At 65.5% G+C, this 17,280-nt stretch carries 15 protein-coding genes and 1 riboswitch; of the genes, 4 read left to right on the top strand and 11 right to left on the bottom strand.

Translation table 11 applies throughout. From position 1 onward, the window contains the following. The first annotated feature begins 188 nt into the window (after window positions 1–188). Both ACAD63_RS17130 and ACAD63_RS17125 read left to right on the top strand, forming a co-directional pair. Entirely contained in the window at window positions 189–857 is a 669-nt protein-coding gene (locus ACAD63_RS17130; protein WP_243736834.1) for a DUF4136 domain-containing protein, read from the top strand. Between the two features lie 307 nt (window positions 858–1,164). Further along, window positions 1,165–3,486: an NADP-dependent malic enzyme gene (locus ACAD63_RS17125; protein ID WP_133094121.1), complete on the top strand. Its 2,322-nt coding sequence runs from the start codon at window positions 1,165–1,167 to the stop codon at window positions 3,484–3,486. A gap of 119 nt (window positions 3,487–3,605) precedes the next feature. On the opposite strand, the gene ACAD63_RS17120 is transcribed toward ACAD63_RS17125, so the two are convergent. From ACAD63_RS17120 to ACAD63_RS17095, 6 genes are all read right to left on the bottom strand, one after another. Beyond that, window positions 3,606–3,851 carry a hypothetical protein gene (locus ACAD63_RS17120; RefSeq protein ID WP_135704860.1) on the bottom strand — a complete coding sequence of 82 codons (246 nt, stop codon included), beginning with the start codon at window positions 3,849–3,851 and terminating at the stop codon, window positions 3,606–3,608. A gap of 239 nt (window positions 3,852–4,090) precedes the next feature. Beyond that, window positions 4,091–5,158: a porin gene (locus tag ACAD63_RS17115; protein ID WP_133094123.1), complete on the bottom strand. Its 1,068-nt coding sequence runs from the start codon at window positions 5,156–5,158 to the stop codon at window positions 4,091–4,093. Between the two features lie 185 nt (window positions 5,159–5,343). After that, window positions 5,344–5,862: a 2-oxo-4-hydroxy-4-carboxy-5-ureidoimidazoline decarboxylase gene (uraD, locus tag ACAD63_RS17110; protein WP_135704861.1), complete on the bottom strand. Its 519-nt coding sequence runs from the start codon at window positions 5,860–5,862 to the stop codon at window positions 5,344–5,346. Between the two features lie 12 nt (window positions 5,863–5,874). Continuing rightward, complete coding sequence (puuE, locus tag ACAD63_RS17105; protein WP_133094125.1) at window positions 5,875–6,819, bottom strand: allantoinase PuuE; 945 nt, start codon at window positions 6,817–6,819, stop codon at window positions 5,875–5,877. A 111-nt stretch (window positions 6,820–6,930) separates the two neighbouring features. After that, the gene (locus tag ACAD63_RS17100) at window positions 6,931–8,337 is read right to left on the bottom strand and encodes a nucleobase:cation symporter-2 family protein (RefSeq protein WP_133094126.1); all 1,407 of its coding nucleotides are present in this window, start codon (window positions 8,335–8,337) and stop codon (window positions 6,931–6,933) included. Between the two features lie 194 nt (window positions 8,338–8,531). Beyond that, the gene (locus tag ACAD63_RS17095) at window positions 8,532–9,299 is read right to left on the bottom strand and encodes a GntR family transcriptional regulator (RefSeq protein ID WP_133094127.1); all 768 of its coding nucleotides are present in this window, start codon (window positions 9,297–9,299) and stop codon (window positions 8,532–8,534) included. Window positions 9,300–9,609: 310 nt separating this feature from the next. Here ACAD63_RS17095 and uraH point away from each other — a divergent pair, with 310 nt between their 5' ends. Together uraH and ACAD63_RS17085 are read left to right on the top strand one after the other, a co-directional pair. After that, on the top strand, window positions 9,610–9,963 hold the full coding sequence (gene uraH / locus ACAD63_RS17090; protein ID WP_029044808.1) for a hydroxyisourate hydrolase: 354 nt from the start codon (window positions 9,610–9,612) through the stop codon (window positions 9,961–9,963). A 31-nt stretch (window positions 9,964–9,994) separates the two neighbouring features. Continuing rightward, window positions 9,995–11,200, top strand: coding sequence for a urate hydroxylase PuuD (locus ACAD63_RS17085; protein ID WP_135704863.1), 1,206 nt, complete (start codon window positions 9,995–9,997; stop codon window positions 11,198–11,200). Between the two features lie 270 nt (window positions 11,201–11,470). Here ACAD63_RS17085 and ACAD63_RS17080 read toward each other — a convergent pair whose 3' ends face one another. The 5 genes from ACAD63_RS17080 to xdhC form a co-directional block, all read right to left on the bottom strand. Then, window positions 11,471–12,046 (bottom strand): TMEM165/GDT1 family protein, encoded by a 576-nt coding sequence (locus tag ACAD63_RS17080; RefSeq protein WP_133094130.1) that lies wholly within the window; start codon window positions 12,044–12,046, stop codon window positions 11,471–11,473. Window positions 12,047–12,179: 133 nt separating this feature from the next. After that, a riboswitch (yybP-ykoY riboswitch) is annotated at window positions 12,180–12,304 on the bottom strand. Window positions 12,305–12,359: 55 nt separating this feature from the next. Continuing rightward, window positions 12,360–13,520 carry a fatty acid desaturase gene (locus tag ACAD63_RS17075; RefSeq protein ID WP_232353231.1) on the bottom strand — a complete coding sequence of 387 codons (1,161 nt, stop codon included), beginning with the start codon at window positions 13,518–13,520 and terminating at the stop codon, window positions 12,360–12,362. A 235-nt stretch (window positions 13,521–13,755) separates the two neighbouring features. Continuing rightward, window positions 13,756–15,075: a guanine deaminase gene (gene guaD, locus ACAD63_RS17070; protein ID WP_434033029.1), complete on the bottom strand. Its 1,320-nt coding sequence runs from the start codon at window positions 15,073–15,075 to the stop codon at window positions 13,756–13,758. A 75-nt stretch (window positions 15,076–15,150) separates the two neighbouring features. Beyond that, entirely contained in the window at window positions 15,151–16,206 is a 1,056-nt protein-coding gene (locus ACAD63_RS17065; protein ID WP_135704865.1) for an adenosine deaminase, read from the bottom strand. A gap of 51 nt (window positions 16,207–16,257) precedes the next feature. Continuing rightward, window positions 16,258–17,247 (bottom strand): xanthine dehydrogenase accessory protein XdhC, encoded by a 990-nt coding sequence (gene xdhC / locus ACAD63_RS17060; protein ID WP_135704866.1) that lies wholly within the window; start codon window positions 17,245–17,247, stop codon window positions 16,258–16,260. Window positions 17,248–17,280: the final 33 nt, after the last annotated feature.

Here is a 17,280-nt window from a genome sequence, read left to right as displayed (position 1 = left end):
CCGAAGTCCTCATTGTAGCCAAGGGGGTGGGGGTTCATTGTCAGCAGCCGCGCCCGGGCAAGCGGGAATTCCGCCGGCGCCGCGTGGTCTCAGCGACACGCAGGACGATTTTGAGAGTGGAAAGCGAGGTAGCTATGTGGCGGCGCTCAGGCGGTGTCGGCGATGAAAAAAGAAAAAATGCCTGGTCCATGGGAATCCCGGGCCTCTGGGCGCTGGCGCTACTGGCGCTGCTGCTGTCGGGCTGCGCCAGTACCGTGGTGACCGATGTCACCGCTTTCCGGCAGCCCGGCTGGCAGAACGATGCGCCGCGCACCTACAGCTTCGAGCGCACGCCGGAGCAGGCGGGCCAACTGGACCGCCAGACCTACGAGCAATGGCTGGCCGAGGCGCTGTACGACGCCGGCTACGAACAGGTGCCGGAGAAGCAGGCGCGCTACCGCATCAGCATGGATTACGACGCCGCGCCCGGCATCGTGCGCGTGGCCGAGACGGTCTATCCCGATCCCTGGTATGGCCCGTGGGGGCCCTATTGGGGGCCCTATTGGGGGCCGTACTGGGGGCCCGGCTATTACCGCCCGTGGGGTCCATGGGGGCCGTGGGGCCCGTGGGGACCGGGCTACTGGCCGCCGCAGACGGTGGTGCGCGACGTGCCGGTGCTGTTCTCTAACCTGCGCGTCTATTTCAGGGACGCTGCCAGCGGCAAGCGGGTCTACCAGGTCACGGCGCAGAACCAGACCGAGAACGGCAGCCTGCCGGCGACGATGCCATACCTGATCCGCAGCGCCTTCGCGGACTTTCCGGGGGACAGCGGGCGGCCGCGGCGGGTCACGCTGGAAGTCGAAAAGCCGCAGAAATAGCGCAAAAACCGAGCTGCGTGCAATTGCGTGCAGAGGCATGCTTCTGCACGTTCATTGCATACCCATTGGTAAAAGCTGTTTAACTGGAACATTCCGACCAAAAAACGGCTTCCGGACTGGCTTTGGTGGCACTTTGCACGAAGCCGTGGGCTAGAATGACTGCTCGATTTTTCCGAGCCTTCGTGGTCGGGATCGTCAGTTTCGCTGCCAGATGTTTTTTCGCTTCCGGTCCTTCTCCCGATTGCGGCCGATACGAATCATGGCGGGAGAAGGGCGCTTCCGGCCGGGCCATTTTCCGGACGAGCCAATGAGCAGCCAGAACAGCGGTGATGCACCGCAACATGCCCCGAACAGTCCTGAAGCGCAACTGCGCCTCGCTGCACTGGAATACCACCGCAGTCCCACCAAGGGAAAGATCCAGGTAACGGCGACCAAGGCGCTGTCCAACCAGCGCGACCTGTCGCTGGCCTACTCGCCGGGCGTCGCGTACGCCTGCGAGGAAATCGCCAAGGATCCCGCTACCGCCGCCGAATACACCTCGCGTGCCAACCTGGTGGCCGTGGTGACCAACGGCACCGCCGTGCTGGGCCTGGGCGACATCGGCCCGCTGGCGGGCAAGCCGGTGATGGAGGGCAAGGGCTGCCTGTTCAAGAAGTTCGCCGGCATCGACGTGTTCGACATCGAGCTGGATGCACGCGACCCGGACAAGATCGTCGAGATCGTCGCCGCGCTGGAACCCACGCTTGGCGGCGTGAACCTGGAAGACATCAAGGCGCCGGAATGCTTCTATATCGAGCAGAAGCTGCGCGAGCGCATGAACATCCCCGTCTTCCATGATGACCAGCACGGCACGGCCATCATTTCGACGGCGGCGCTGCTCAATGGCCTGAAGGTGGTGGGCAAGGACGTCGGCACCGTGAAGATGGCGGTGTCGGGCGCCGGCGCCGCGGCGATCGCCTGCCTGGACACCATGGTCAGCCTTGGCGTGAAGCGCGAGAACATCTCCGTGGTGGACTCCAAGGGCGTGATCTACGTTGGCCGCGACGCCAACATGGAAGCCAACAAGGCCCGCTACGCGCAGGACACCTCGGCGCGCACGCTGGCTGACATCGTCAAGGGCGCGGACGTCTTCCTGGGCTGCTCGACCGCCGGCGTGCTGACCGGCGACATGGTCAAGACCATGGCCGACAAGCCCATCATCCTGGCGCTGGCCAACCCCGAGCCGGAAATCCGCCCGGAAGTGGCCAAGGCCGCGCGCCCGGACTGCATCATCGCGACCGGCCGTTCGGACTATCCGAACCAGGTCAACAACGTGCTGTGCTTCCCGTATATCTTCCGCGGCGCGCTCGATTGCGGCGCGACCAAGATCACGGAAGCGATGAAGCTGGCCTGCGTGAAGGCGATCGCCGATCTGGCCGAAGCCGAGCTGAACGAGGCCGTGGCCGCCGCCTACGGTGGCCGCGAGCTGAAGTTCGGCCCCGACTACATCATCCCGACGCCGTTCGACCAGCGCCTGATCGAGAAGATCGCGCCGGCGGTGGCCAAGGCCGCTGAAGAGTCCGGCGTGGCCACGCGTCCGATCCAGGATCTGGAAGCCTATCGCCAGCAGCTGTCGACCTACGTCTACCACACCGGCCTGATCATGAAGCCGGTGTTCTCGGCCGCCAAGGCCGCGCCCAAGCGCGTCGCCTATGCCGAGGGCGAGGAGGAGCGCGTGCTGCGCGCGGTGCAGGGCGTGGTCGACGAAGGGCTGGCACGCCCGACCCTGATCGGCCGTCCGCACGTGATCCAGATGCGCATCGAGAAGGCCGGCCTGCGCCTGAAGCCGGGCGTGGACTTCGATCTGGTCAACCCGGAAGAAGACCCGCGCTACCGCGCCTACCACGAGGCCTACCACGCGCTGCGCGGCCGCGACGGCGTCACGCCGGACATGGCCAAGGTGGCGCTGCGCCGCTCCAACACGCTGATCGGCACCATGCTGATGCACATGGGCGACGCCGACGCGCTGCTGTGCGGCACCGTCGGCCGCTTCGAGGCGCACCTGGAGCATGTGCGCGACGTGATCGGCCTGGCGCCGGGTGCCAGGGTGTTCGCCGCGATGAACGCGCTGATGCTTGAAAAGCATACGCTGTTCATCACCGACACCTTCGTCAATGACGATCCCACCGCCGAGGAACTGGCCGCGATCGCGCAGCTGGCCGCCGAGGAGATCAGGCGCTTCGGGCTGCATCCCAAGGCCGCGCTGATGTCGCACTCGATGTTCGGTTCTTCGACCCGCCCGTCGGCGCGCAAGATGCGCGAGGCTGCCGCGATCCTGGCCAAGGCGGCACCGCACCTGGAAGTGGAAGGCGAGATGCAAGGCGATGCCGCCCTGGACGAAGACGTGCGCCGCCACTTCCTGCCGTCGACCCAGCTGGCCGGCAGCGCCAACCTGCTGGTGATGCCGACGCTGGACGCCGCCAATATCGCGTTCAACCTGCTCAAGATCACGGGCGGGCAGGGCGTGACCGTGGGCCCGATCCTGCTGGGCGCGGCCAAGCCGGTGCACATCCTGAACCCGCAGGCGACCACGCGCCGCATCGTCAACATGACGGCGGTGGCGGTGGCGGAGTGCAATGCTATCCGCTGATGCGCTGAGAAGGTAGCTGCTGGCGTTGCGCCAGGATGAAAAAGCCGGGCCATCTGACCCGGCTTTTTGTTTATGCTGCCTTGCCGCACGACACGTGCGGCAGGCATTCGGTGCGGTGGCTACTGCAGCACGTTGTAATGCTCGCGCATGACCACGATGATGGACTTGGCCGCGGCCAGCTGGCTGTCGAGGTTTTCGACGTATTCCTGTCGAAAATCGACCTCGGCGCTCCAGTTGCATCCGGTATGGTCAGGCTGGTGCATTCGCACCGCGTGCAGCTCGCATTCGCCGCACTCGGGGTTGTTGTCGAGGCACTGGTTCAGGATGGCCATCAGTTCGGATCGCGTCTTCGCATTTCGCCGCATGAGTCACCTCTCTAGGATCGAGTTTTGAGGCCTGGAACACCAATCTAGGTAGCGCAAGAGGGCGCTTCCAATTGAATCCCCCTATGGAGCGAAGGTTTCCGATCCGAGTACAGGCTTGGCATCTAATGGCGCAGCGCAGCATTCCGTGAGGCTTTCCTGCCGGAAGTGATTGGTGCAGGTGCAATAAAAAGCCCGCCGGAAGGGCGGGCATCAGGACTGCCGGTGCGGCGATTACGCCATCAGAACTTGTGTCGCACGCCCACGCCGAAGGTATCGCCGTGCTCGATGCCGGTGATCTTGTCGTAGTAATAGGCGGCGTACACGTCGGTACGCTTCGACAGGTTGTAGTCGTAGGCGACCGCGAAGGTGTTGCGCTTGAAGTCGCCCAGCGAGTTGTCGACCTTGCCGTATGCGTAGGAGGCCAGCAGGCTGCCGGCGCCGATGGGTACGGAGGCACCAAACTGGCCGTCGATGTGCTTGGTGTCGCCCGACGGCGCGGTGGTGGCGCGGGTCTTGATGTACTGGCCCTGCGCGAAGAGCTTGACCACGTTGAAGTCGTAGGACAGGCCGATCTGGGCGGCGTCCTGGCGCGACAGGCCGGCATTGGACAGGTCGGTCGGCACGTTGTCGAAGCGCACCTGCTGGTAGGCAACGGTGGCCGCGAACGGGCCGCTGAAGTACATCAGGTTGCCGCCCCACTTGTTCTTGCCGGCGGCGCCGGCTTGCTCGCCGAAGGCATAGATGAAGTTGGCGGTCAGGCCGCCGAAATTCGGCGTTGAGTACAGCACTGAGTTGTTCCAGCCCGAGTCGCCGATGACGCCCGGATCCACCACCGCGCCGCTGGTCGCGCCGAAGTAGGTGTGGAAGATCGTCGGCGAGAACACGTACGAGTCGATCAGCGGGTTGAACAGGATGGTCGACACGAAGTACGGCGTGGTGTTGCGGCCCAGCTTGATGGTGCCGGCCTTGTCGTTCTGCAGGCCGACAAAGGCGTTGCGGCTGAACATCGAGTCGCCGTTGAAGCGCCCGCTGTTGCCGCTGTCGGTACGGAAGAAGCCGTTCAGGTCGAAGATGGCCTTGGTGCCGCCACCCAGGTCCTCGGTGCCCTTGATACCCCAGTAAGACGTCTGCATCCCGCCCGAATTGGCGACCCATGCGCGCTCGCCCACACCCGGGCTCTTGACCGCACCGACGAACATGTCGGCCTGGCCGTACAGCGTCACGCTGGACTGGGCCATGGCCGTGCCGGAAAGAAGGGTAGCCGCTACCGCTGCCAGCTTCATTGCCGGCTTGTACTGCTTCTGCATGTTTAGACCTCCGTGGTTTCTGGATCCTGCTTGGAACGTTGTGTACTGGGTCCCTGTCGGGTTCTTTTAATGTCTTTGTGCTTTTATTCGTGCCGCCTGGCTTTGGCTCGGTGTGGTGTGGTGTTGCTTGGGGACCGGCGGCATCGGGTACAGCGTTTTTTGTTATACAGGTGACGCTTTTTTTCTCAGGCGGATACTAAGTCGTCAAGACGGAACTGCGCAATGCGATGGATCTGGTTGATGCAAGTTTGCAACTCGTCTTTCGGCGAGTTTTCTACGCGGCGCGCGAACTCCGCGATGATCCCGTGGCGGTCGTAGCCACGCACGGCGAGGATGAACGGAAAGCCGAACTTCTGGTTGTATGCGGCGTTGAGCGCCTGCAGGCGATCGAACTCTTCCGGCGTGCACAGGTTCAGGCCGGCGCCGCTTTGCTCGCGCGTGGACTCGGCAGTCAGCTCGCCGCGCACCGCGGCCTTGCCGGCAAGCTCGGGGTGGGCGCGCACCAGCTTCAGCTGCGCGGCCTCGCCGGCTTCATCCACGGCGCTGCGCAGCGCCTGCGCCAGCGCGGCGGCATCGGCAAAGGGGCGTTGCGCGGCGGCGGCCTCGGCGAACCACGGCGAATGTTCATAGATGCCGCCCAGCACCTGCACGAATTCCGCGACAGGCATGGTGTTGAGTTGGGCGAGGGTGTAGGTGTGGCTCATGCTGGATCCGGGTTACTTGGCGGGCGTGTAGGGGTGGGTCTCGGCCCAGTGGCGGGCGATGTCGACACGGCGGCAGATCCACACCTTGTCATGGCCCTGCACATAGTCGAGGAAGCGCTGCAGCGCGCGGAAGCGGCCGGGGCGGCCGAGCAGCCGGCAGTGCATGCCGATCGACAGCATCTTGGGGCTGTCCTGTCCTGCGGGATCGCCTTCCTCGTAGAGGACGTCGAACGAATCCTTCAGGTACTGGAAGAACTGCTCGCCGGTGTTGAAACCTTGCGGCGTGGCAAAGCGCATGTCGTTCGAGTCCAGCGTGTACGGCACCACCAGGTGCGGCTTCCTCTCGCCGCCGGTGACTTCCACCTCGGTCCAGAAGGGCAGGTCGTCGCCGTAGTAGTCGGAGTCGTACAGCAAGCCGCCGTGCTCGACTACAAGCCGGCGCGTGTTGGGGCTGTCGCGGCCGGTGTACCAGCCCAGCGGCAGCTCGCCGGTCAGCTCCTTGATGATCTGCATGCCGATGCGCATGTGCTCGCGCTCGGTGGCCTCGTCGATGTTCTGGTAGTGGATCCAGCGCCAGCCGTGGCAGGCGATCTCGTGGCCCAGCTCGACGAAGGCGCGCGTCAGTTCGGCATGGCGCTGCAGCGCCATCGACACGCCGAAGATGGTCAGCGGCAGGCCCCGCTTCTCGAACTCGCGCAGGATGCGCCAGACGCCCGCGCGCGAGCCGTATTCATAGATGCCCTCCATGCTCATGTGGCGGTCGGGGTAGGCCGCGGCGCCGACGATCTCGGAGAGGAACTGCTCGGAGGCGGCGTCGCCGTGCAGCACGCAGTTCTCGCCGCCTTCTTCGTAGTTGAGCACGAACTGCACGGCGATGCGCGCGCCGCCCGGCCAGCGGGCGTGCGGCGGCCGGGCGCCGTAACCGATGAGATCGCGTGGATAGTTCTCTGTTGTCATGGTCGTTGCTTGCTTCAGGGGGAACCGTCCGGGCCGCGGCGCCCGCAAGCGCCGTCGATTGTGCAATGAGCGTGCCAGTCACTGGCCCGGCGGCGTACTTCGAGATAACAGCTACTCGGTGCCGTGCGAATTGGCGGCGGCGTTGCGCATCGCTTCCTCGCGCGACTGGATGCCGTTGTAGAACAGGTTCAGCGCCACGGCCACGATCGTGCCGAGCACGATGCCGCTATGGGTGAAGGGGCCGGTCCACTTGGGCAGGTACTGGAAGAACGTCGGTGCCAGCGTCGGGATCATGCCGAAGCCGATCGAGATGGCGACGATGAACAGGTTGTGGCGGTTGCGGTTGAAATCGCACGAGCCCAGGATGCGGATGCCGGTGGCGGCGACCATGCCGAACATCACGATGCCGGCGCCGCCCAGCACGAACTGCGGCACCGAGGCCACCACGTGGGCCATCTTGGGAAACAGGCCGAAGGCGATCAGGATGATGCCGCCGGCAGCCGCCACGTAGCGCGAGCGCACGCCGGTCACGGTGACCAGGCCCACGTTCTGCGAGAACGAGGTGTACGGGAAGGTGTTGAAGATGCCGCCGATCACGGTGCCCAGGCCATCGGCGCGCAGGCCGCGGGTCAGGTCGTCGTTGCTCAGCTTCTTGCCGGTGATGTCCGACAGCGCCAGGAACATGCCGGTCGATTCCACCAGCGTGATCAGCATGACAATGCACATCGACAGGATCGCGGTCACCTCGAAGGTCGGGATGCCGAAATGCAGCGGCGTGATGACGGCGACAAAGCTGGCTTCATCCAGGCCTTCGAACGACACCTTGCCCATGCCCATTGCCACCAGCGTGCCGATGATGATGCCCAGCAGCACCGCGCAGTTGGCGACCAGGCCGCGGCCGTACTTGGTCAGCAGCAGGATGGTCACCAGCGTCAGCCCGGCGATGCCGAGGTTGGTCAGGTCGCCGTAGGCGAGGTTGGGCACTTCCTTGGCCACGCCGTCGATCACCGCGCGCGTGGTGGGCTGGCCGCCGGCCGCCCAGTTGATGCCGACGCGCATCAGCGACACGCCGATCAGCGTGATCACCGTGCCGGTCACCACCGGCGGGAATAATCCGAGCATGCGCCCCATCATCGGCGAAATCAGGATGCCGAAGATCCCGGAGGCGATCACCGCGCCGTAGATGCCGAGCAGGCCGACGTTGGGATCGGTGCCGATGGCGATCATCGGCGCCACCGAGGCAAAGGTCACGCCCATCATCACCGGCAGGCGGATGCCGAATTTCCAGAAGCCGATGGCCTGGATCAGCGTGGCCAGGCCCGCGGCGAAGAGGTCCGCGTTGATCAGGAAGGCCAGCTGGTCCTTGGGCAGCTTGAGCGCGCCGCCGACGATCAGCGGTACGGCAACCGTGCCGGCGTACATCACCAGAACGTGCTGCAAACCAAGCGCGAGCAGGCGCCCTGAAGGCAAACGCTCGTTGGTGAGGTCCGTCGGGACCGTGGTGCTTGCGGAATTCATTGGTGCGTCTCCTCTCCTTTGGTTTGATGGGAACGCCACGCCCGTGCCAGTTCTGTGCCGGCAATGCGTGTTGCCGGCCTTGCTATCGTTGTTGTCGGCCTGCCGCTGCTGCGCTCTCGTTTGCACTGCCTGGGCGCGGTGCGGACGGCGGGCGTTCGGCCTGCTTCTTGCGGGGGCGTGGCGGGAACACCGTGCTAGGTGGAGCGGCCTAGCACGCTGCGAAGATCGAAGCTGCCCGGCTCGTCCGGCTGCACGCGGTCGGCGCAGGCGCCGAGGTGGTGCGCCATGCGCGACTGGGCCAGCGCGGCATCGCCCTGTTCCAGTGCATCGAGGATTTCCTCGTGTTCGTCGAACGAGCAGGCGTTGTTGCCCGGGGCTTCCACGCTGGCGATCATCAGCGTGGTGCGCGACACCAGCCGGCGCATCATATTGACCAGCAGGGCGTTGCCCGACAGCTCCGCCAGCGCCGTGTGGAATTCGGCGGACAGGCGGATCCATTTGGGGCGGTCGTGCGTCAGGAAGGCCTGGCGCTCGCTGGCGACCATCTTGCGCAGCGGCGCGATCACGGCCTTCACGTCGGGCATGCCGGCGAGCTTTTCCAGCACCGCGCGCTCCAGCATCTGGCGCAGCTCGAACATGTCGTGCGCTTCGTCGGTGGAGGGGCTGGCGATAAAGGCGCCGCGGTTGGGCTCGAGGTCGACCATGCCGTCGGCGGCCAGGTGCGACAGCACCTTGCGCACGGTGTGGCGCGCGGTGGCATAGATCTCGCAAAGCGAATGCTCGGTGAGCTTGGTGCGCGGCGGCAGCCGGTGCTCCATGATCGCGTCGTAGATCTCGTGGTACATGCGCTCTTCGACCGAGCCCTTGCGCGCGGGCTTGTCCGGCCTGGTGGGCAGGGACCCGGCTGGGTCGGCATCGGAAACGCCGGTGACACCGGCAATCAGCTTCAGGCTCTTGGACATCTTGGCACCAGCGGTCATGCAATCAGGTCGGTCCGGACCCCCGTAATGCCCTGTATCAGGGTCCGGTGATCCGAAAATTGTTGACAATTATTTGGTTGGGACGGCAATATTGTCAACAAAACCAACTCAGGTTTTCGACAACTCAGGGTAATCCCGGAGTTGTCAACCGGGTCGGGCAGGCGCATTGTCGCCACGCACCAACCCAGCGCCGGGATGCGTTACCAGACGTACCGAGCGGGCACCATCCCACAAATGGTGCTAGTGAAGGCAGCGGCGCCCCTCACAACCCAATCGCAAAAGGACAAATACGATGGGACGCTTGACCACCCATGTTCTTGACACCGCTGCCGGCACGCCCGGACAAGGGATGTCGATTACTCTCCATAAAATTGTCGACAATCGCCGCGAAACCCTGAAGACCGTGGTCACCAACCACGACGGCCGCTGCGACCAGCCGCTGCTGGAAGGCGCCGACCTTGCCGCCGGCGTGTACGAACTGGAATTCGCCGCGGGCGACTATTTCCGCGCACAGGGCACGAAGCTGCCCGAGCCGGCTTTCCTGGACGTGGTGCCCCTGCGCTTCGGCATTGCCGACGTCAACGCGCACTACCACGTGCCGCTCCTGGTTTCGCCCTGGTCGTACTCGACCTACCGCGGCAGCTGACGCGGTGGCATAGGGAAACAGGAGACAAGACATGGAAGGCTATATCCTCGACTGGGCCAATATGCTGCTGCGGTGGGTGCACGTCATCACCGCCATTGCATGGATCGGCTCTTCGTTCTATTTCGTGTGGCTGGACAACAGCCTGACCAAGCCCACCGCGCCCGACCTGAAGGAAAAAGGCGTCGACGGCGAACTGTGGGCCGTGCACGGCGGCGGCTTCTACAACCCGCAGAAGTACCTGACCGCGCCCAAGCAGCTGCCGGAGAACCTGCACTGGTTCTACTGGGAGTCGTACTCGACCTGGATGAGCGGCTTCGCGCTGCTGGTGGTGCTGTACCTGTTCAACGCCAGCACGTTCCTGATCGACAAGAATGTGTTCGACATGTCGCCTGGCGCGGCGGTCGGCTTCGCGGTGTCGTACCTGCTGATCGGCTGGATCGTCTATGACAGCATCTGCCGCCTGTTCAACAAGAATGACCGACTGGTCGGCATCCTGGTGGCGATCTACATCGCGGCGGCCGCTTACGTCGCATGCCACGTCTTCTCGGGCCGCGCGGCGTTCCTGCTGACCGGCGCGATGATCGCGACGATCATGAGCGCGAACGTGCTGGCATGGATCATCCCGGGCCAGCGCAAGGTGGTGGCAGCACTGAAGGCCGGCCAGCCGGTGGACCCGATCCACGGCAAGCGTGGCAAGCAGCGCAGCGTGCACAACACCTACTTCACGCTGCCGGTGCTGTTCGCGATGCTGTCAAACCACTACAGCATGACCTACGCCCACAAGTACAACTGGGTGGTGCTGATCCTGATCATGCTGTCGGGCGTGCTGATCCGCCAGTTCTTCATCTTGAAGCACAAGGGCAAGATCAACGTGCTGTGGCCTGCTGCCGGCGTTGCCGCGCTGGGCGTTGTGGCCGTGATGATCGCGCCGCAGCCGCGCCCCGCCGTGGCCAAGGGTGGCGAGGCAGCCGCAGCGACCGTCAGCTTTGCCAAGGTGCAGGAAGTGATGAACGCACGCTGCGTGCAATGCCACGCCGAGCAGCCGAAGATGATGCCGACGGCGGCCAAGGGGATCAAGCTGGAGACGCCAGAAGACATCAAGGCCCACGCCCAGCTGATCTACCAGCAGGCCGTGCAGCAGAAGGCGATGCCGCTGGGCAACGTGACGCAGATTACCGACGACGAACGTGCGCTGCTGGGGCAGTGGTTCGAAGGCGGGGCGAAGACTACGAATTGATCGTGGTTTGAGTTGAAAAGCATTGGGGCTGGCTCTTGCCGAGCCGGCCCGCGAAATCCGAGCATCGGTGATCGACGGTCTGGAGGGCTGAGTTGTCGGCAGTCGTTAGTACCGGACCGGCGAGGGTTTGAACGGGGCCTTTGTGTCCCGTTTTTTTTGCTTTCGCCGCGATGTGATCATGGGGTTGGGTGTGTGCACTGCTGGTGCAGTTGGCGACATGCTATCGGCTGTTGATGCGTTGCTGTCACCAACAGCGACCCACCCCCGAAATCAACCTCCAATATTCATCAGCGCCAGCACGCCCAGCACCACGAAGATCGCGGCCGCAATCTTATGCACCAGCCCAATCGGCATCTTGTTGGCAAACTTGTCCCCCAGCAGAACAGCAGGCGCATTGGCGATCATCATGCCGAAGGTCGTGCCGGCGACCACGGCCACCACCGCATCGCTGAAGCGCGCCGCCAGGGCAACGGTGGCGATCTGCGTCTTGTCACCCATCTCGGCGAAGAAGAACGCAACGATGGTGGTAGCCAGGATGCCAAGCGCGCCCTTCACCGGCTTGGCCTGCTCGGCATCGTCGAGCTTGTCGGGAATCAGCATCCATGCGCCCATCGCGATAAAGCCCAGGCCCAGGATCCAGCGCAGCAGGTTTTCTCCGACCACATGCGTGATCCATCCGCCAAGCGCGCCGGCAAAGCCGTGGTTGACGAGCGTGGCAATCAGGATGCCAAGGATGATGGGGAGGGGCTTGCGATAGCGCGCGGCCAGGACCAGCGACAGCAGTTGCGTCTTGTCGCCCATTTCAGCAAGGGCGACGATGCCTGTGGAGACGAGGAAGGCTTCCATGTTGTTATGTGGGATAACCGGGCCGCAATGCATCGCGAGATGCCAATGACGCACACCTTTCCCGGCCCGGCCAGAAAGGTATGGTCATCGGTCTCGCCAGGCGTGGACGCTGCCTGGGCCAGTCTGGCCAGGCGGGGTCCGGAGCTGCGCACGCCATAACCGCAAGCGGTCAAGTCTGTTGACGTACGCCCCTGTCCCCCGGAATCCGCATTGCGCGGCGCGGTGAGAGCAGGGCGGCTACTCCCCAATGGAAGCGGCAATTATAACCGCGGCGGCGGTGGACCGTCCACCGCCGCCGCGGTCGGTATGGCGATCAGGCCGGCACCGGCGCGTTCTCGCTGGTCTGGCGGCCGCGGAAATCGGTCCAGCACAGCGCCTTGAAGTCATACAGCTTGCAGCGGCGCGCCGTGTCGAAATACCAGCGCCAGGAGAAGTTCTCGATGATGATGCGGCCCGGCAGCGCGTGCTCCAGCAGCGCCTGCGCGCGCTTGAGGCGATACAGCGGCACGCTCATGTCGACGTGGTGCGCGGTGTGCTCCATGATGTGATGCAGCGCGGAGCCGATACCATGGCGGAAGCGCAGGTGCACTGTGGTCGAGACAAACGGCTGCGCTTTGGCCCACATGGCCTTGGTGTCGTACCAGGCCACGCTGGCATGGGTGTGGTGCACGTACAGCACGAAGCCCACGGTCACGTTCCACACCAGGAAAGGCAGCACGAAACCGGCGCCGACCAGCATCCAGGCCGACTGGCCCGTGGCAAAGGCCAGTGCCACCAGCGCGCCGATCCAGGCCACGCCGAAGGCCGCCACCAGCAGGCAATCGCGCACGAAGACCGGGCGGCGGGTGGCCATCTGGCGCTTGCTGGGGAAGAACAGCTTGCTCCACCAGATCTCGACCAGGTAGTACAGGCCCGGGCCGAAGCCGGTGCGGTAGATGCGCTCCAGCGCGCGCCGCCAGCGCGGCAGCGCGTTGAATTCTTCCAGCGAGTAGGGCGCCCAGACGAAGTCGAAGCCTTTCAGGTTGGTATAGCCGTGGTGGACCACGTTATGGCCGACTTCCCACAGGCTGTACGGCGTCAGCGACGGCAGGAAAGTCAGCCGGCCCAGCCATTTGTTCAGGCCGCGGCGCGGCGTCAGGCTCTGGTGGCAGGCATCGTGGCCGATGATGAACAGGCGCGCGATCACCAGCCCGGCCAGCACGCCCAGCCCCAGCTTGGCGGCCCAGTGCGAGGCCAGCACCACGCCGGCCAGCACGGCGGCGAACAGCAGGTAGTCGAAGGCGAACAGCGCCAGCGCGCGCGGCGTGCTGCGCTCGCCCAGCGGGATCAGCCAGCCGCGGATGACCTTGCGCGACGGGAATGGCGCGTCCGGGGCGATCGGCTCCGGCAGCGGCAGCCGGCCGGGCTTGGCGGACTGCCGGGCATGCGGGGCATGCTCGGGATGCGCTGAGGGCGTGGATGGGATTGCGGTCATGCGGAACCTTCTGGTTTTGCGGTCGGATGGCGTTGGCCAACGCAGCCAATGCTGCCAATGAGGCCGGCGCATGCCGGCCATGGCGAAACCGCAAGGTTAGAAGGCTTTGCCGGTGGGGATCTTGACGGGCGTCAATCCGGAAGGACGCGCTAAGCGGTAAAAGCGCGCCCGCCGCGAAGGGCGGGCGCCGTGGTGCCGGAATTGGGTACCGGACAGGAGTGCCGGATGTGACGGATCAGGCGGCGGCGCGCACCGGCTCGCCCATGATGTAGACGCTGTCGATCACGCGGTCGTCGCCCAGCATGGCAAAGGCGAACAGTTCTTCTTCCAGCGTCTCCGAGCGGTTGCTGCGGCGGGCGATCAGCGGCGTGGCCTTGGGATCGAGCACGACGAAGTCGGCCTCGCAGCCCTCGCTGAAGCTGCCGACGCGGCCGGTCCAGCCCAGCGCCTCGGCGGCGGCGCGCGTGGCCAGGTAGAACATGCGCAGCGCGGTCAGGTAGTAGCCGCCCATGCGCGCGACCTTGTGCGCGGCGTTCATGGTGCGGAACATCGAGAACGAGGTGCCGCCGCCGACGTCGGTGGCCAGCGTCACGTTCAGGCGGTTGGCGTCGGACTGGTGGAAGTCATAGAAACCGCTGCCCAGGAACAGGTTGGAGGTGGGGCAGTGCGCCACCGCGGCGCCGCTGTCGGCCAGCCGGCGGCGGTCGTCCTGGTCCAGGTAGATGGCGTGGCCGTACATCGCGCCGGGGCGCAGCAGGCCGTAGCGGTCGTAGACGTCCAGGTAGCTGCGCGCGTCCGGGAACAGCTCGGCTACCCATTTGACCTCGTCGCGGTTCTCGGCCACGTGGGTCTGGATAAAGGCGTCGGGGTAGGCGCGCGCCAGTTCGCCGCAGGTGGCCAGCTGTGCTTCGGTCGAGGTCGGCGCGAAGCGCGGCGTGATCGCGTACGACAGGCGGCCCTTGTTATGCCAGCGCGACAGCAGGTCGGCCGAATCCTGCGCGCCAGTCTCGGCCGTATCGCGCAGGAATTCGGGGCAGTTGCGGTCCATCATCACCTTGCCGGTGACCAGGCGCAGGTTGCGCGCCTCGCTCTCGGTGAAGAGCGCGTCGGCCGAGGCCTTGTGCACCGTGCTCCAGACCACCGCGCTGGTGGTGCCGTTGCGCAGCAGTTCTTCGGTGAAGAAACCGGCCACGCCGCGGGCGTAGTCGGGATCGGCGAAGCGGCGCTCTTCGGGGAAGGTGTAGGTGTCGAGCCAGTGCAGCAGGCCCGGCGACGGCGACGCGATCATGTCGGTCTGCGGGTAGTGCACGTGGGTGTCGATAAAGCCCGGCACGATCAGCTTGCCACGGTGGTCGACGATCTCGGCGCCGGCCGGGATGCGGTCTGCCAGCTTTGCATACTCGCCGGCGGCGGCAATGCGGCCGTCGGTGACGATCAGCACCCCGTCGTCCCAATACTGGTACGCATCCTCATGGAACTGCGGGTCGCGCAGGAAATGCAGCACGCGGCCGCGGATGGCACGGGTGGTGGACTCGGTCGTGGGGGTGGTCGTCATCGTTTGTCTCTTGTGGCCGGCCCGCGCGTGCCGACGTTACGTCACGCGGCGGGCCGGTCTATTGGCATGCGCCGGTCAGGCCGCAGGGGCCGTCGCGGGCGGGGACTTGGGCGTGGCCGACCAGAAGTGGTCGACTTCGGCCAGGAACTCGGCCTTCTGCACCTCGGGCAGGAAGGCCGCTTCAAAGCTGTTGCGCGCCAGCTTGTGCGCGTCGGCGGCATCCAGCGGCAGCGCGTCGAAGGTGGCTTCCCAGTTGGCGTTCATGTAGCCGCCAAAGTAGGCCGGATCGTCCGAATGGAGCGTGATGGCCACGCCCGCATCCAGCATGCGCTTGAGCGGATGGTCGCTCAGGTCGGGGTAGACCTTGAGTTTGACGTTGGACAGCGGGCATACCGTCAGCGCGACGCGCTCGCGCGCCAGGCGCTGGATCAGCGCGGCATCGTCGATGGCATGCACGCCGTGGTCGATGCGCTCGACCTTGAGGATGTCGAGCGCATCGGAGACGTATTGCGCCGGGCCTTCCTCGCCGGCGTGCGCGACCCGGTGCAGGCCCAGCTCTTTCGCTCGGGCGAACACGCGTTCGAACTTTTCCGGTGGGTTGCCTTTCTCGGAGGAATCCAGCCCCACGCCGACGAAGCGGTCCCGGTAGGGCAGCGCGGCTTCCAGCGTGGCAAAGGCGTCTTCCTCCGACAGGTGGCGCAGGAAGCACAGGATCAGGCTGCTGGAGAAGTCATATTCCGTACGCGCCTGGGCCAGGGCGTCGGCAATGCCGTCGATCACCACGCCGATCGGCACCCCGCGCGCGGTATGGGTTTGGGGGTCGAAGAAGATCTCGGCGTGGCGGACGTTGTCGGCGACGGCGCGCTTGACGTAGTCCATGGTCATGTCGAAGAAATCTTCCTCGGTCAGCAGGACGCTGGCGCCGGCGTAGTAGATGTCGAGGAACGACTGCAGGTCGGTAAAGGCGTAGGCGGCGCGCAGCGCCTCCACGCTGGGGTAGGGCAGCGCCACCTGGTTGCGCTGGGCCAGCCGGAAGATCAGTTCCGGCTCGAGCGTGCCTTCGATATGCACATGCAGTTCGGCCTTGGGGGTACGGCGGATTTTGTCCGCCAGTGCGGCATCGATGGTCATGGGGGCCTCGTGTTCTCTATGCCCGCCAGCCAGGGCCGGCGGCACGGGTTCTCAGGGATGCACCGCCTCCGCCAGGCCCGCACGCAGCGCGGCTAGGCGCTGTTCGCGAACCTGGAGCAGCTGGGCGACGATAGCAACCGCAATCATAGCCGGAGCTTTGTCGGTAATCCCGGGAACCCCCATGGGGCATGTCATTTCCGCAAACCTGGCCGGGTCGATGCCATGCTCGGCCATGCGGTGTTCAAAGCGGGCGCGCTTGGTCTTGGAACCGATCAGGCCGAAGTAGGCGAAATCGGTGCGCTTCAGGATTTCTTCGCACAGGGTCTGGTCGAGCGCGTGGCTGTGCGTCATCACCAGGAAATAGCTGCCCGCCGGCGCCTGCGTCACCACGGCCTCGGGTGTGTCGCTGGCCTCGGCCTCGACGTTGTCGGGCAGGCCGCCGGGGAACAGCGTGTCGCGCTCGTCCACCCAGTGCACGCGGCACGGCAGCGTCGCCAGCACCTTGACCAGCGCGTGGCCGACATGGCCGGCGCCGAACAGCACCACGTGCATGGCGTCGGGCACCACCGTGTCGGTCCAGCTGCCGTCCGGCCGCAGGTCGACGGCGGGGAGGACGGCGCGGCTGTCGGCAAAGGTCACCGCGCCGCTGGCCGGCACGTGGCGCTGCAGCGCGCGGTGCGCGGCGAAATTGCGTTCGACCGCATCGAGCCATGCCAGGTCGGCCTCGCCCAGCACCTCGAACGCCAGTTGCACCACGCCGCCGCAGCACTGGCCCAGCGCCGGGCCCAGCGGGATGCGCTCGATGCGGCGCTGCTCGTGCCGCACCAGCATCTCGCGCGCGATATCCATGCCGCGCCATTCCAGGTGGCCGCCGCCGATGGTCCCGACCAGGTCGTCCGGGCTGACCAGCATGCGGATGCCGGGCTCGCGCGGGGCCGAGCCCTTGACCTCGACGATGGTCACCATCGCCACCGGCACGCCGGTGCGCACCATGCGGGCGGCGTCGGCGAAGCGGAAGGGTTTGAGCGGTGCGTCCTGCATGTGGGGGCCTTATCGGAAAACTGGGTCTTGCCT

Source organism: Cupriavidus sp. a3, from assembly GCF_051015765.1.
GTDB lineage: Bacteria > Pseudomonadota > Gammaproteobacteria > Burkholderiales > Burkholderiaceae > Cupriavidus > Cupriavidus oxalaticus_A.
Note: the sequence above shows the minus strand (reverse complement) of the source record. Positions and strands in the feature narration are given on the sequence as shown.

Coding starts and splice junctions, on each gene's coding strand:
- ACAD63_RS17120 (WP_135704860.1), bottom strand. CDS start 3,851: ATGCGGCGAAATGCGAAGACGCGATCCGAACTGATGGCCATCCTGAAC.
- ACAD63_RS17100 (WP_133094126.1), bottom strand. CDS start 8,337: ATGAATTCCGCAAGCACCACGGTCCCGACGGACCTCACCAACGAGCGT.
- puuE (WP_133094125.1), bottom strand. CDS start 6,819: ATGACAACAGAGAACTATCCACGCGATCTCATCGGTTACGGCGCCCGG.
- ACAD63_RS17075 (WP_232353231.1), bottom strand. CDS start 13,520: ATGACCGCAATCCCATCCACGCCCTCAGCGCATCCCGAGCATGCCCCG.
- ACAD63_RS17115 (WP_133094123.1), bottom strand. CDS start 5,158: ATGCAGAAGCAGTACAAGCCGGCAATGAAGCTGGCAGCGGTAGCGGCT.
- uraH (WP_029044808.1), top strand. CDS start 9,610: ATGGGACGCTTGACCACCCATGTTCTTGACACCGCTGCCGGCACGCCC.
- xdhC (WP_135704866.1), bottom strand. CDS start 17,247: ATGCAGGACGCACCGCTCAAACCCTTCCGCTTCGCCGACGCCGCCCGC.
- ACAD63_RS17095 (WP_133094127.1), bottom strand. CDS start 9,299: ATGTCCAAGAGCCTGAAGCTGATTGCCGGTGTCACCGGCGTTTCCGAT.
- uraD (WP_135704861.1), bottom strand. CDS start 5,862: ATGAGCCACACCTACACCCTCGCCCAACTCAACACCATGCCTGTCGCG.
- ACAD63_RS17080 (WP_133094130.1), bottom strand. CDS start 12,046: ATGGAAGCCTTCCTCGTCTCCACAGGCATCGTCGCCCTTGCTGAAATG.
- ACAD63_RS17065 (WP_135704865.1), bottom strand. CDS start 16,206: ATGACCATCGATGCCGCACTGGCGGACAAAATCCGCCGTACCCCCAAG.
- guaD (WP_434033029.1), bottom strand. CDS start 15,075: ATGACGACCACCCCCACGACCGAGTCCACCACCCGTGCCATCCGCGGC.
- ACAD63_RS17125 (WP_133094121.1), top strand. CDS start 1,165: ATGAGCAGCCAGAACAGCGGTGATGCACCGCAACATGCCCCGAACAGT.
- ACAD63_RS17085 (WP_135704863.1), top strand. CDS start 9,995: ATGGAAGGCTATATCCTCGACTGGGCCAATATGCTGCTGCGGTGGGTG.
- ACAD63_RS17130 (WP_243736834.1), top strand. CDS start 189: ATGGGAATCCCGGGCCTCTGGGCGCTGGCGCTACTGGCGCTGCTGCTG.